Below are 14,175 nucleotides of genomic sequence, written 5' to 3'. Positions count from 1 at the left end.
GGGCGGCTTGCTGTACATCCGGCCCTACCTGAGGGCGCGCGCGGAGGGGCGGCATGCCGTACATCCGGCCCTACCTGATGCCGCCCACCACCCGCGGGCGGCTCAGGACGAGAGGCGCGCGCGGACGGCGGCGGCGACGCGGCCGCCCTCTGCGCGGCCGGTGACCTTGGGGTTGACGGCCTTCATGACCTGGCCCATGGCCTGCGGGCCCGAGGCGCCCGTCTCGGCGACGGCCTCGTCCACCAGCTTGCCGAGCTCCTCGTCGGACAGCTGGGCGGGCAGGTACTCCTCGAGGACGGCCTGCTCGTCGAGCTCGGCCTGGGCCTGCTCGGCGCGGCCCGCGTTGCCGAAGGCCTCGGCCGCCTCGCGGCGCTTCTTGGCCTCCTTGGTCAGCACCTTGACGACCTCGTCGTCGGACAGCTCCCTGGCCGCCTTGCCCGCGACCTCCTCCACGTTGATCGCGGCCAGGGCCATGCGGATCGTGCGGAGCCGGACCTCGTCCTTGGCCTTCAACGAGACCGTCAGGTCGGCCTTCAGCTTGTCCTTCAATGCGCTCATGCGGTCCATCTTGCCGCCTGACCGGACCCCCTTGTGCCGGACCCGGGCCGGATCTCGGGTGTCATCGGGCATCATGAGTACGTGAGGAAAGCCGTAGCTGTGCCTTTGTCCCTGCTCGGTCTCGGCGTGGCCGGGCTGGGCTACGCCTCCGTCATCGAGCGCAACACCTTCAGGCTGCGCCGATTCGACGTGCCCGTGCTGGCCAGGGGGCAGCGCCCCGTGCGCATCCTCCACCTGTCCGACCTGCACCTGACGCCGCGCAGGACCATGCTGATCAACTGGGTCCGCTCGCTCGGCGCGCTCGAGCCCGACCTGGTCGTCAACACCGGCGACTCCATCGCGCACCCCGACGCCGTGCCCTCGCTGCTGCACGCGCTCGAGCCGCTGCTGTCGCGCCCCGGCCTGTTCGTGTACGGGTCCAACGACCTGTACGCGCCCAGGCCCAAGAACCCGGTGCGCTACCTGTACAGCACGTCCAAGACCAACCGGCGTCAGCACGTGCCCACGCTGCCGTGGGAGGAGCTGGGCGCCGGCATGGCGGCCGAGGGCTGGCTCGACATGAACAACACCACCGCCCACGTCAAGGTCGGCGACCTCGACGTCGCGGTGGCGGGCATCCACGACTCCCACATCGACCGCGACCGCTACGACCTCGTCGCGGGCCCCGCTCCCGCCGACGCGGACCTCCGCCTGGGCGTCATGCACTCACCCGAGCCGCGCAACCTCACCCGCTTCGCCGCCGACGGCTACCAGCTCCTGCTCGCCGGCCACACGCACGGCGGGCAGCTGTGCATCCCCTTCTACGGCGCCCTCGTCACCAACTGCGGCCTCGACCGCGCCCGCGTCAAGGGCCTGAACCGCCACGACTCGGCCTGGCTCCACGTCTCCGCCGGCCTCGGCACCTCGCCCTACGCTCCCGTCCGCTTCGCCTGCTACCCGGAGGCGTCCCTGCTGACCCTTGTCCCCAGGCGTTGAGGCGGTCACAAGCACTGCCGGAGTCCGCTAGACTTTCCCAAGCACGCGCAAGTAGGGCGTGCACCGGGGTGTAGCGCAGCTTGGCAGCGCGCTTCGTTCGGGACGAAGAGGTCGTGGGTTCAAATCCCGCCACCCCGACAGAGTTACGCCAGCTAGAAGGCCGCTTCCGAAGATCGGAAGCGGCCTTACTCGTCTGCTGAGTGACTAACTGCGTGACTACGCGCTTAGCTCTGCTGGGTCAAACTGCCCAAGGCACAGGCTCGATGGCGGATGCCCGCCTAGGAAGCCTGGAGAGATGACCACCTTGATAGTCCAGCAGTTGGAGGATCACAAGCTCCAGGTACCACATCGACAGGCGCCATGCTTCGAACAGCTCCCCACCTGTCGGCCATTCGAGCTTGGCAGATTTCTTTGAGGGATGTACGAGATCATTGCGCACAGCAAAGATCAACTCTGGGCCGCCTGCCTTCCCATGGTGATACTCCCTGTTGCGCTTGGCTAGGGCGGTGAAGTCGGTAGGCAAGTCGACAGGAATGCCTGCGCTTTGCAGGAGCAGCCTAAGAGCTGCACCCGCGTTGAGCTTGCCCAACGAGTCCGTGTCGAGCCACTGGCGTTGCTGGAGTACGCCCCAAGCCAGCAGTTCGAGTCCTGAGCAAGCAACGGGAATCTTGACATCCAGGACCACGCCACTGGCGTTGGCCGCCATCCCGTACCTGGTTGCGCGGCTGACGATCTTCTCCAGAGTTGGGGTCTGATCGATTTGAGATACCCCCTGAGCCAATGCCGGGAGCGCAGATTCGACGATCTCGGGCTGGCACCAGCGCCAGCTAGCTCGCCCCGTTCGGGGAGAACCCCAATGCACCCAGACGACTTCGTCCGACCCATCCAGGCCGACTACAGGACCGATGCCTGGCTCGGTTCCCGCGATCAGACCGAGAAGGTCGAAGAGCCGATCTTCTAGAAGCTCGATCATCTCCGCGGTCGGAGACGGGCTCTGGGGTACTGCCTCAATAACGAAGGACGGGCCTGAATCGGAAGCATCCTCGACGTGGGCCATGCGAAGGTCCCAGTTCGGAAGCCCAAACACCAGTTGACCTTGGACTCCGACGGCCGTGTTGCAGGCAGGGAAAGGAATCTCTGTGAGTTGACTCATGACGTGGATGATCAACCTGCGAACGGCGGAGGGAGATCCCGTGATCAAACTGCTGATAGAGATGGAATGCCACTCTTTGTTTGGCAAGCCACCAGGAGCAACATCTGCGATAGCTGGAGGAGCTAGATCCGCGCCAGGTGGGAGCTTCACGTGCGCAAACTCAGGAAGATTGAGCATGTGAATCCTGGTCTTGCGATCAACGTACACACTCGCATCAAATCTGGCCCCAGCATCATCTAGGCGTAGGCGCAGAGTACCTAGCACATGCTCTTCTGGTCCTTGATCTCCACCCAAGATGATCAAGTCTCCAGCGTAGAGGACGAATTCTCCATTGGCCGAAGGGCGATAAACAGGCCGCAACATCCGAGAGATGGGGGCGCTTGCAGTCGACACACCGCCAGCATGCCCCCGCCTCACGAGTACCCGCAGGGTTTCAGACTACGAACTGCTCTCCACGACGACCCTTGGACCATCCAGGTCGAAGATGCGATGGACCCAGATAGAGACCTGCCCCGATGCCACAGCTGAGCGTACGTTCTTGGCCAGACATCAACACCCGAGACCGTCTAAAATGACCTTGTTCGTGATCCCTAGGCTGGGGAAGTCTTGGTTCGAGTCCGGGACTCCCGCGGGCGGAGATCGTCGCTGCTGCCTGTCTCCTCGTGATGCCGGAACTCCGTGACGTCTGGAAGAGAGGTAAGCAGATGGTCTCCAAGCTCTTGAAGTCCAAGATGTTCGCGTCCCTTCGAGCGCTCCTAGCGGTTGTTGGTGTAATCGGCAGCACGTCCCCCGCCTAGGGATCACGACCGACACGCAACGAGGCCCCGTCCGGAATTCCGCACAGGGCCTCGTCCCCGGGTGGCTACTCCCCTTGGAAGATGCGGTCCATCACAACGGCGCCTTCTTGGAGTACTGGGCGGATCTGCTTCCTGTAGACGGCCTCGGTCACGGTAGTGCTGCTGTGGCCGACCAGACGGGAGATCTCCTCTAGCGGAATGCCGTTGTCGGAGAGCAGAGACACGAAGCTGTGCCGCAGCTCTCGCGGCGTCCAGTCGTCCGGTTCGATGCCCTCAGCGCCCCTGATGGCGTTGCGGAAGTCGCGTCGAACGTCCGAGGGATCAAGTCCCGTCCCGACCTTGCTTGTGAACACAAGGCCGCTCTCTCTCCAGCTCTTCCCGGCGACCGACCGTTCCCTCTGCTGCTGTTCCCATTGATCTCGAAGAGCTTCCATGCAACGCCTGGGGAGCGCCAGAGTCCGCCGAGACTTGCGGGTCTTGGTATCGCCGCCCACTCTCACAGAGCGCCATACGGCTGGCGGACGCACTCCTGTAGATCACCAGCTCCCCCAGGCGATTACTGATCGCTCGGCGCCGGACCAGCCTCGATCTCTGATCGGGCAAGCACCTCAGTTCGGCCATCGGTGTAGGTGACCACGAGAACGGGTTCGCCTTCGGGCAGGCCCAGGGCTGTCCGTTCCTTGAGCGTCGGCATCCGGGCCTTGATCCTGGCCGGTTTCTCCAGGTTCACCACGGTGAGCTCCGGCGGCGTCCGCACGGTGCTTCCGCGCCGGTTCTCAGTATCAATGAGCCCTTCGCTGCGCAGCAGCCGCAACGCCTGGCGGATGGTCGCCTTGCCGGTGCCGAACTCGTGGGCCAGGGCATCTTCGTTCCTGAGCTTGTCGCCAGGCCGAAGCTCCCCTTCCTCGATCTGGGCACGCAGGACGTCTGCCACCTGCACGTAGAGCGGCGTGAACGAGTTCGGATCAATCTGCACCGTCCCATGATTCTGTCGCTATAGCGCTCCTGCACCTTTACGCTATTACGTAATAGCGCAATGATGGGCTCACGTTGACTGACTCCACATGGGAGCACGCCATGCCAACGACGTTCCGCGTGCCGTACATCACGGCTTGGTCAGGGGAGTTCATGGAGCACCCCCTGGGGTTCGCTTGGGCGGATGAAGCCGCTGGTCTCCGGCTCGCCTACTCAGACCCGCAGCCCCAGGATTGGATGTTCGGCGTGCTATGGGCGCGCCAGGGGTTAGCGGCGTGCGGGCGGCCTGAGTGGAAGCTGGTGAACACCTTCAGGCAGCGACGGTGCATGCTCCACCGGCTGTGTCAGGTGTGTGGCGCCTCCGCCGTAGACCAGTTGACGGGCCGAACGTGGTGGGTGCTGGCCGATGAACCACACGAGAGTTCGGAGACAGCGGGCTACACGAACGCGCCTCCAACGTGCTTGCCCTGCATTCCTGGTGCACTGACCGCATGTCCACGCCTACGACGGGGCGCAGCCGTCTACACCGTCGGCGACATCGAGCCCTATGGCGTAGTGGCTGACCTCTTTACGCCGACCAGGGCCGGAGAAGCTATCCATGTCCAACGCAGCGTCACGGTCACCTTTGAGGAGTTCCGCAGGCTTGAGAAGGCCCTGGCGAAACAGCTTCTCGTGGTCCTCGATGATGTGGTTCCGTTCCCTGGCGTCCCTACTGTCCCCGGACGGGGATTGAGCAGCCCAAATGCAGATCCTTCGGAGGGACGCGGGGCAGAGAGGGCGTCCCTGCTGTCACTCAACACCTGAAGACCTAGCGGCGCTTCGCGCGTCCAATTCGGATCGTGCGAGGCACGACAAAGCGGCTGCAACACCCCGTGTTGCAGCCGACCTTATGACGATGGCGTGCACGTCCCTATTGGGGTGGTCCTACGTCAACGGGGAGGCGGATTGAGCCCGGCAACGTGTGCCGATGAGATGCGGAAGGCCTTGAGCCCGATTACTTCGGCATCCAGGGAAGAGGCACGAAAGCAGCCATATCGAGAACTGTCCTAGCGATCTCGAAATGGTCTTGGACCAACCCGGGTGCTGAGCAGTTTGCTCAAGGAGCCAAAGGCCCCACGTTATCCAGGCTCGGCGCCCTCGCGGTGACGTGCCTCCCGTGCCTTTGGCGCCCACTCCATGAAAGGGAAGGGGGAACCATGAAGTCCTTAAGCATCGCGGCAGCGGTCGCCACGTCGCTGGTCCTCGCAGCAGGTCCCGTGGCAGCCGAGCCACCGACCAATCTCAACCGGCCGGTGACCATCGTTTCCGATCAGGCCGGGGAGACCTTCGCCGAGTCCGTCAACGCTACGGAGGCCACCGGAGCCCGGGATATCACCTGGACCTCAAGCTCCGGCCGCCTGAAGATCACAGCACGAGGGCTGCTCCCCGGCAGCACCGTCCGCGTCTCCCACTCGGCATCTCAGGCCAGCGGCTCCAGTAAGAACCCTTCTGCCCAGATGGTCAGTGCCAGAGGTGTCGGCGTAGCTATCACCGGCCCGGCCATCAGCAAGTCTGAGCTGCTCAGGTTCGCCGGGTCTGGTCCCGCTCGGCCGACCGACCAGGCGTATTCCGCCTCGACCACCCCGGCCGACAATCCGACCTGGTCCGATAGCGTGGATGTGACTGTCGGCACTGGCCACGTGTATGCCTGGTACGGCTACTGGCTGGTGAACGCCGACGGACACGGGAATTGGGGAATCCTCGGCCAGGACTGGCACAGCGGCAGGGACGACTCGTCGTGTTGTGAGATCACGAAGATCCATCAGTGGAGCGTGTTCCCGCGATACAACCAGATCAAAGACCAGGACCCCAAATACACGGTCGATTTCCCCCACTGCTGGGACCGCAACCTCTCCCTCAACTTCTTTGGATTCTCGCTTGGGGGCAGCATCCATAACTGCCGGGGCAAGGTCAACCCCTGGGCCTGGTACAACGACACCGACTCTGGAGTCGGCGTCGAGTGGGTCGGCAAGAGCGACTATGACACCGTGGGCGGCGCAATCGACTTCGCCGTCTACAGCCCCTCGGGCGCGAGATGGGATATGAGTGACTGGCTGTGGGTGTGGGACAGCTGACGCTGCCCACGCCCTGAACTGCCCAATGCGCGGTAACGGGGAGTAGACCTCCCCGGCGCCCGGCCCGCACAGAATGCCCGCCGCTCCGGTGCCTAGCCGCCGGGACGGCGGGTGAGGCGGCAGGCGGTGAGGAGGGCGGCGCCCGTCTGGACGGCCACCAGGGCGCGGGCCCTAGCTATTAGGTGGAACCCCAAAATGGTCAGAGTTCTGGGCCCAGGCGAGGCTGGCGGCGATGTAGCCGGTTACCAGGGGCGAGAGGTCGGTGCTGCGCCTGACCAGGACGAGGTGGGCCGGCGGGTGATCGGCCAGCAGGACGTAACGCACACCTGGGACCGGATGCGTCCACGTCGTCTTCTCGGGTACGTAAATCACGGCTTGCTGCCACAAGACCGCGTGCAGCCCCTCACCGAGGGACCTCACCACCGGGCCGTCACCTGGAGCCTGCCAGAACTCCGCCCAGATGGGGTCGGCTCCGCTGGGCAGCCGGGCTGTCCGGCGGCCACACAGATCAGCACAGGTGATAGAGGCGCGGCAGGCCAACGGGTCGTCCGCGGGCAGCGCGGCGTAGAGCGGCTCCGGGCGGACGACGTGAACGGCCAGCCCTGTCTCGTCGAATGGCGTGAACGTGATCGCCACGTCGACCTCGCCGCGGCCCAGGCCGATCGTGGGGTCGACCAGGCTGCCTTGGCGCAATTGGACCAGCGCGCCGGGGTACCGCTTCGCGAACCCTTGGGCCGCCCCGGCTGACAACGCCGCTTCGGCCGGGCCGAGTACCCCGACCCGCAGCACTTGCTCGCCGTTTGCTTGACGTACCCGCTCGACCGCACCGTCGGCGGCGGCCAGCAGCGCGCGGGCCTCGCTCAGCAGCACCTCACCAGCAACGGTGAGGGTCATCCCCCGCGGTGTGCGGACGAACAGGGCGCATCCCAGCTCCGCCTCCAGCTCGCGGATGCGCTGGCTCAGGGGCGGCTGGGAGATGTGCAGGCGACGCGCGGCGCGGCCCACGTTGCCCTCTTCCGCGACGACCACAAAGTAGTGCAATCGACGTAAGTCCACACGCGCGACGCTATAGCGAACCCTATGCCTCACGGCTCAACCAAATGGCGGCTTGACGGTGATCGGCGTTTTGCTCAAGGAGCCGAGTCAACCTCCTCGAAGGGACGAAGATGGGACAAAGGCCAAGCGTGCGAGCTGTCGACAACTCCCTGGTCACCCTCGACCTCGACGGTGTGAGCGCCGAAGATCTCCACAACTGGACCGGGCACGCCAGCTACACCCCGCGGTTCACTGGTATGAGCTGCCCGGCACGAAGATCGAACGGCCAGTTCGCTGACAGACTCTTCATCAGGCTCGGAGCCGCTGCGAGCGGACGCGGGGACAAATCGTCGGGCGAGTGAGTGACAGACTGCGTGACAATCGCCGTGGTCGATCACGGACGTCCGCGAACGACCACGCACGTTCCGGGCCGCCCAGGATGACTCTCCATCAAGTCGAATGCGTGTTCGAATTGCTTCGGGACGAAGAGGTCGTGGGTTCAAATCCCGCCACCCCGACAGATTTTCGCCAGGTAGAGGGCTTGATCCGCTAAGCGGATCGGGCCCTTTTCCATTTCCGGAAATCGGGGGGAGCCAACTCACTCGGACTCCACCCGTCTCAGCCCTCGTCCTCCTGGTTGTCATGGTCATCACTTATAGCTCACTAGGCATGGTGCATCTCGCTTGCCACGGCTGGCATGGAAGCCCGGAATCTCCCGATGGGTTCAGGTCTTTGAGGACCTCAAGGCCAAGATCGAAAGCGGCGAGCTTGCCCCTGGCGATCAGGTGCCAGGGATGGGCAGCTTCGTAGTCGAACGCTCTGGAAGCGAAGAGTCCTGGGCGCTGCGGGTTCTTGTGACGGCAGTCCGTCGTTCGCCGGTAACCGCGGTTACTGCCTCTCGCCGGCGACGTGTTTCGGGAACCTACCTTCCCCTCACAGGTCCGGTGGCACGCCGATCCGGCCGAGTTGGTGGTTGAGGATCGCGGCCGCCTTCGCGACGTCCAGTTCCCCGACCAGCACGCCGTCGGCCAGGCCGCGCGCGAGCCCGAGAAGCATGTGGGCCTCGGCGTCGGCATCGACGCCAGGTTCCGAAGCGGTGGCGGCCACGAGCGCGGCGATCTCGCGATGGACCGCTTCGCCGCCCGCGCGGTACAGCCCGCGTGCATCAGGGTCGGCGACGGCCCTGGTCAGAAACGCGTGCCCGGCGAGCAGGAGCACGGGAGCGCGCTCACCCAGCTCGACGACGGCGAGCAGCGTGCGCCGCAGCGTGTCGGCCGGGCTGTCGGCGTCATGTAGCGCCGCGCGAACATGGCGCTCGATCTCCTGCCTGAGCAGCTGCGCGCTCGCGCGCAGCAGGTCGGCCTTCGCCGCGAAATAGTGCTGCACGAGCCCTTTGGAGATGCCGGCCTCCTGGGCGACCTGCCCGATGCTCACACCGGCCAGGCCGTCCCGAGCGCAAAGCCTGAGGGCGGCATTGGCGATCTCCGCCCGCCGCGCCGCATGGTCCACCTGCTTCGGCACGGTCTGGCCTCCTCTCTTCGCGATACGAGCGTATCGTGATATTAATGCGATACGACCGTATCGCGAAAGGTGAACGGAGGATCCCGTACGTGAACGACCTCGTGGAACCCAACATCGGAGCCACTTTCCGCCGGCGGCGGCTCGGCTACTTCCGCGACGCGTCCGCCTTCGCGCGCTACCGGAACGCCTATGACCGGGCCATGGCCGAGCTTCCCGAACCCGATCAGATCCAGGACGTGGCGACCCGCTTCGGGACCGTCCGGGTCTATCGCTTCGGCGCCGGCGACGGCGTACCGCTTCTCCTGCTGCCAGGACGCACCGCGTCCACCCCGATGTGGGAGTCGAACCTGGCCGGCCTCACCGCCCACCGGCCGGTTTACACGGTCGACCTGCTCGGCGAGCCTGGCCTCTCGGTACAGACCCGGGCGTTCGCGAGCGCGGCAGACCATGCCGACTGGCTGGCGGAGCTGCTGGCCCGGCTCGGCCATGACCGGGTGCACCTCCTCGGGGTCTCCATCGGCGGGTGGAGCGCTTTTCACCTCGCCATGCACGCCCCGGAGAAGATCGCCTCAGTGAGCCTGCTCGATCCCGCCATCCTTTTCGGCCGGATCACCTGGAAGGTCGTCGTCGTTTCGCTGGGCTCGGTGGTTCCGTTCTTCCCGGAGTCGTGGCGCCGGAGGCTGCTGAGCTGGATCTCCGGCGGAGCCGACGCCTCCGACGACGAACCCGTCGCCAACCTGATATCGGCCGGGATGCGGGACTTCACCGCCTTCCTGCCGCCACCGACGTACCCCACGGACGCCCAGGTGGCCGGAGTCGACGTGCCGGTGCTCGCCCTGATCGCCGGGCGCAGCATCATCCACGATCCGCGCAAGGCCACCCTGCGTGCCCGCCGCCTGCTCGCCCGTGGCGTCGTCGAACTGTGGCCGGACGCCTCCCACGCCATCAACGGCGAGTTCCCCGAGCGCGTCAACGCCCGGGTCCTCGCCTTTGTCGACGAGATCGATCGCAATGGCGACACGCCGTGATGACACGAGCCGGTGAAGCGCGCTCCCGACCGGCGCAGGCGTTCGTCGCGGACGGGGGATTCCACGGTTGAGGCCGAGACAAGCGCTGCCACCGTGGATCGGCTCATGCATCATGCGCACACGGTCGAGTCCCACCGCCTGGCCGAAGCCCTCGCCCCTGAGTGACCAACTGCGTGATCAGCCCGTGAGCTGATCGGATCGCTCGCCGTCCTGCGGCTTACGCCGTTGCCTATCGGGACGTTCCTCAACCTGCTCGGACCGGCGTCCGCGTGCGTGGATCGGGCCACGCCGAGCACGTGAGCGTGCTCGGCGTGGCCCATTTTGCGATCTACCTGACCGTAGGGAGTCACCCCTTAGGCGTGCGGGCCGACTTGGCCTCCTCAGCTCACCCGGCTTGCCCGTCGCAGAACACCGTGTTGACGAGGCCGCCCACCGCCTTCTGGAACTCCTTGACTGCCAGGGACCTTGCGGCGTCGTCCACAAGGGTGATCGAGGCGGTCAGGGTCTTCTTGCCGTCGGGCGTGCTGTACATGAGCGTGCCGTACCCGTGCGGAGGGCTGCCGTTGTGCTGGTAGACGGTGCCGCACTTGGGGCCCAGGTCCTGCACGAACAGGCCGAAGCCGTAGTTGTACTTGCCGTACGGCTTGCGCATTTCGGCCAGCAGCGGGGCCGGCAGGAGCTTGCCGCCCATCAGCGCGGAGATGAACGTCTGGAGATCCTTGGTGGTCGAGATCAGGTCACCGGCGCCGGCCAGCAGGGACAGGTTCTGGCGGGAGACGTCGACCACCTTGTCCCGGCCGTCTTCCTGGTAGCGGTAGTAGCCGTGGGCGTGCGGCCCGGGGAGGGTCGACCGGTCGCCCGGCACCAGGGTGCTCCGCAGCCCGAGCGGCCGCACGATCCGCCGCTGCAGCTCCTCGGCGTAGGAGTTGCCGCTGACCTTCTCGATCAACAGCAGGGCCAGCGTGTAGTTGGTGTTGGAGTACTCCTGGGCGGTCCCCGGCGCGAAGACCGCCGGCTTGGACAGCGCCAGCCGTACCAGTTCCTCCGGCTGGTAGCTCTTGAAGCGGTTGGCCAGCCATTCGTCACCCTGGGCGGGGATGCCCGGCACATACTTGCCGTCGATGGTGTCGCCGGTGTAGTTGAACAACCCGCTGGTGTGCTGCAGCAGCATGCGCACGGTGATCCGCTTGTCCACACCGAGCTCGGGCAGGTAGTCGTCCACCGGGCTGTCCAGCTCGATCTTGCCCTCGGCCACCAGCTGCAGCACCAGGGTCGCGGTGAAGGTCTTGATGACGCTGCCCGTCCAGAACCGCCCGTTCGTCGGCGGCTTGGCGGCCTGGCCCAGCTGGCGCACCCCGGCGCTAGCGACCCACTCGCCCTGCTCATCGTGCACACGCACCTGCACCCCGGTGAAACCGGCATCGACGAACGCCTGCATGGCCTTCTGCAACTCCGGGCGATCCTGCCCGGCAGCGGCCTTCGACACCGGCGTGCTGTCCGCGGTGGCCACCCCGGGTGTGGCCACCCCGGCCAGCAGCGCGGCCGCCAGCGCCGCGACCCCCACTCGTCGCAAGACCTTGGTCGCCGTGATCGCCGGCGGGGATTGGGTTCTCATTGTTCCTCGTCTCTGGTGTCGCGCTCAGGCGAACAGCTCGCCGAGCAATTCGGGGTCGATGGGGATGGGGGTCGGGTGGCAGGCCGGCGACTGCGAGCCCACCAGGAAGTCCGGGCGCGCTTGGTGAGCGAGCCGCCCGCCCCTGACCCGGCACGCCGCCGTGTCACCGGGCCCGGACAGGACTCCGATGACCAGCTACGGCTGGATCAGGCGGCGTCCACAGCCTCAGTGATCTTGCGGGCCATGTCGGCCAGGGTGGGGCTGGGCTCGCCCAGGTGGGTGCGGGCGGCCGCGTCGAGGGCGACGATGATGGTGTTGCGGAAGTTGTCGGCCTCAGCCGGAGCCTGCTGCTTGAGCAGGCTCATGGCCACGGTCAGGGCCGGCAGCACCTGGTCGGCAAGGTCGGCTACGGTCTTGCCCCACTTCACGCCCTTGGGCGCCTTGGCGAGCACGTGCCCGACCAGACCGGTCGCGGAGGTCAGCGCGATGGAGCCCTCGGTGGCGACCTTGTGGGCCGAGCCGGCGGCACCAGCGGCGGACATCAGCGAGACGGCGCCCCACGCGGCGGTCTGCAGCGTGAGCTTGTCCTGGTCGGTAAGGGTGATCGACATGATGGTGAGCTCCTCTATATCTGTTACGAAATTTCAAATTGAATGGACGGATGGTTGGCGGGCGACCCGACCTGAGCAATCCGGATACCCCGGTGAGGCCGCAATCGCTGAACCGTTCATGGCAGCTACCATCGCCGACCGCGCTGATACCGGGCCGTTGCCGTACTGACACGGCCGCTGACACGACACCGCATGGTCGACGGTGAACGCGAGGGCATCCGTGAGGATTCAGCGGCGGAGGGATGAGCGGCTGGAGAAGCTGAGCCAGTTCCGCTCCAGCGAGCGGTCTCAGTGAGTGACACCGACCGGGGTCTGCTGCTGGATCGAGGAGGCCGCGTGGGCGCCGATCTTGCGACCGCGCAGCAGGAGCAGAGCCAGTACGGCGGCGCCGAGCACCCCGGCGCCGGCGCCGATGAAGGCGGTGGACATGGCGGCGTCGTAGGCCTGGCGTGCGGCTGCGGCCAGGGACGGGTCGGCCACGGCGGCGGCTACGGAGCGGCGGGCCTCCTCAGGTGCGGTGGCCGGCATGGCGAAGGTGTAGCTGCTGGTGGCCAGGCTGCCCAGGATGGCCACGCCGAGGGCGGCGCCGGCCTGCTGGATGGTGTCGTTCAAAGCCGAACCGACACCGGCCTGCTCGGTCGGGACGGCGCTCATCAGCGCGGCGATCGCCGTGGGCCCGGCCAGGCCGCTGCCGGCGCCCAGCACGACCTGGGCGATGGCCAGAACCAGGAAGCTGTCGGAGGAGGAGAAGCCGAGCACGGCGAAGCCTGCGGCCATCACGATCATGCCGAGGACCGCGGTGGTGCGGTTGCCGAGCTTGGTGCCCAAACCCGCGCCGACGCCGTTGAAGACCACCGACGCGATGAACATCGGGATGAAGGCCAGTCCGGCCTGGGTGGGGGTGTAGCCGAGGACGAACTGCATGTACTGGGTCAGCACCAGCAGCATGCCGCCGCTGCCGATCTGGACCAGCGTGAGCGACAGGCTGCCGCCCGCGAAGTCGCGGTCGCGGAAGAGCTTGAGCGGCACCATCGGGTGCTCGGTGCGCAACTCCCAGCCGATGAAGGCGGCCAGGGCGACGACGGCGACGATCAGCGGGGCCCAGGCGATGCCGTGCGCGAGTTCGTTGAGCGTCCACACGAGGGCGGACATGCCGATCATGGACAGGACAGCGCCGACGGGGTCGGGCTTGGTCGCGGAGCCCTTGGATTCGGGCATGAAGGCCAGGGCGGCCAGGATGGCCAGGAGCGCGATCGGGACGTTGATCCAGAAGACCGCTTCCCAGCCGAGGGAGGCGATCAGGGCGCCGCCGGCGACGGGGCCGCCGATCAGGCCGAGCACGGCGAAGGCGGCCCCGGCGGCCATGGCCTTGCGCCGTTCGGCCTCGTCGGGGAAGACGACCATCAGGATCGACAGGGTGTTGGGCATGATCAGCGCGCCGCCGGCGCCCATCGCGACGCGGGCGGCGATCAGCTGGCCGGGGTCGGTGGCGAGGGTGGCGGCCGCGGAGGCGGTGCCGAACAGCATCAGGCCGATGACCATGAGCCTGCGCCTGCCGTACCGGTCGGACAGGGATCCGGCGGTGAGCAGCAGGCCCGCGAAGACCAGCATGTAGGACTCCAGAATCCACTGGATGTCCTGCGCGGTGGCGCCCAGATCGGCGGCCAGGGAGGGCACGGCGACGGTGAGTGCCATGTTGTCGATGACCAGCACCAGCGTGCTCAGACAGAGCACGACCAGGATCAGCCAGCGACGAGGGTGCGGTTGCATGCCTCTAGCTTCCATTCGCATAC

General features: G+C 66.4%; 12 protein-coding genes and 1 tRNA gene. 4 read left to right on the top strand and 9 right to left on the bottom strand.

The annotated features are described in order from the left end of the window. Positions 1-102 precede the first annotated feature (102 nt). On the bottom strand, positions 103-558 hold the full coding sequence (locus KIK09_RS14085) for a GatB/YqeY domain-containing protein (protein ID WP_214319549.1): 456 nt from the start codon (positions 556-558) through the stop codon (positions 103-105). 81 nt (positions 559-639) lie between these two features. Between KIK09_RS14085 and KIK09_RS14080 the strand changes: the two genes are divergently transcribed. Continuing rightward, complete coding sequence (locus tag KIK09_RS14080; protein ID WP_308164077.1) at positions 640-1,533, top strand: metallophosphoesterase; 894 nt, start codon at positions 640-642, stop codon at positions 1,531-1,533. A 64-nt stretch (positions 1,534-1,597) separates the two neighbouring features. Further along, positions 1,598-1,671, top strand: a tRNA-Pro gene (locus tag KIK09_RS14075). Between the two features lie 100 nt (positions 1,672-1,771). On the opposite strand, the gene KIK09_RS14070 is transcribed toward KIK09_RS14075, so the two are convergent. The 3 genes from KIK09_RS14070 to KIK09_RS14060 all read right to left on the bottom strand — a co-directional run bounded on the left by KIK09_RS14070 (position 1,772) and on the right by KIK09_RS14060 (position 4,459). Continuing rightward, positions 1,772-2,893 (bottom strand): hypothetical protein, encoded by a 1,122-nt coding sequence (locus tag KIK09_RS14070; RefSeq protein WP_214319548.1) that lies wholly within the window; start codon positions 2,891-2,893, stop codon positions 1,772-1,774. Positions 2,894-3,548: 655 nt separating this feature from the next. Further along, positions 3,549-3,977, bottom strand: a complete 429-nt coding sequence (locus KIK09_RS14065; protein WP_214319547.1) for a tyrosine-type recombinase/integrase — start codon at positions 3,975-3,977, stop codon at positions 3,549-3,551. A gap of 62 nt (positions 3,978-4,039) precedes the next feature. After that, positions 4,040-4,459: a GntR family transcriptional regulator gene (locus KIK09_RS14060; protein WP_214319546.1), complete on the bottom strand. Its 420-nt coding sequence runs from the start codon at positions 4,457-4,459 to the stop codon at positions 4,040-4,042. Between the two features lie 1,195 nt (positions 4,460-5,654). Between KIK09_RS14060 and KIK09_RS14055 the strand changes: the two genes are divergently transcribed. Then, positions 5,655-6,572 (top strand): hypothetical protein, encoded by a 918-nt coding sequence (locus KIK09_RS14055; protein WP_214319545.1) that lies wholly within the window; start codon positions 5,655-5,657, stop codon positions 6,570-6,572. 171 nt (positions 6,573-6,743) lie between these two features. On the opposite strand, the gene KIK09_RS14050 is transcribed toward KIK09_RS14055, so the two are convergent. Both KIK09_RS14050 and KIK09_RS59095 read right to left on the bottom strand, forming a co-directional pair. Beyond that, a complete protein-coding gene (locus tag KIK09_RS14050) occupies positions 6,744-7,628 on the bottom strand; it encodes a LysR family transcriptional regulator (RefSeq protein ID WP_214319544.1) in 885 nt (294 codons plus the stop codon). Between the two features lie 912 nt (positions 7,629-8,540). Next, positions 8,541-9,128, bottom strand: a complete 588-nt coding sequence (locus KIK09_RS59095; RefSeq protein ID WP_214319543.1) for a TetR/AcrR family transcriptional regulator — start codon at positions 9,126-9,128, stop codon at positions 8,541-8,543. Positions 9,129-9,217: 89 nt separating this feature from the next. Between KIK09_RS59095 and KIK09_RS14040 the strand changes: the two genes are divergently transcribed. Next, positions 9,218-10,156 (top strand): alpha/beta fold hydrolase, encoded by a 939-nt coding sequence (locus KIK09_RS14040; protein ID WP_214319542.1) that lies wholly within the window; start codon positions 9,218-9,220, stop codon positions 10,154-10,156. 385 nt (positions 10,157-10,541) lie between these two features. On the opposite strand, the gene KIK09_RS14035 is transcribed toward KIK09_RS14040, so the two are convergent. The 3 genes from KIK09_RS14035 to KIK09_RS14025 form a co-directional block, all read right to left on the bottom strand. Continuing rightward, positions 10,542-11,771 carry a serine hydrolase domain-containing protein gene (locus tag KIK09_RS14035; protein ID WP_250572932.1) on the bottom strand — a complete coding sequence of 410 codons (1,230 nt, stop codon included), beginning with the start codon at positions 11,769-11,771 and terminating at the stop codon, positions 10,542-10,544. Positions 11,772-11,977: 206 nt separating this feature from the next. Beyond that, the gene (locus KIK09_RS14030) at positions 11,978-12,382 is read right to left on the bottom strand and encodes a hypothetical protein (protein ID WP_214319541.1); all 405 of its coding nucleotides are present in this window, start codon (positions 12,380-12,382) and stop codon (positions 11,978-11,980) included. Positions 12,383-12,670: 288 nt separating this feature from the next. Beyond that, positions 12,671-14,152 (bottom strand): MFS transporter, encoded by a 1,482-nt coding sequence (locus tag KIK09_RS14025; RefSeq protein WP_214319540.1) that lies wholly within the window; start codon positions 14,150-14,152, stop codon positions 12,671-12,673. Positions 14,153-14,175: the final 23 nt, after the last annotated feature.

This window comes from Nonomuraea sediminis, assembly GCF_018531495.1.
Classification (GTDB): domain Bacteria; phylum Actinomycetota; class Actinomycetes; order Streptosporangiales; family Streptosporangiaceae; genus Nonomuraea; species Nonomuraea sediminis.
Note: the sequence above shows the minus strand (reverse complement) of the source record. Positions and strands in the feature narration are given on the sequence as shown.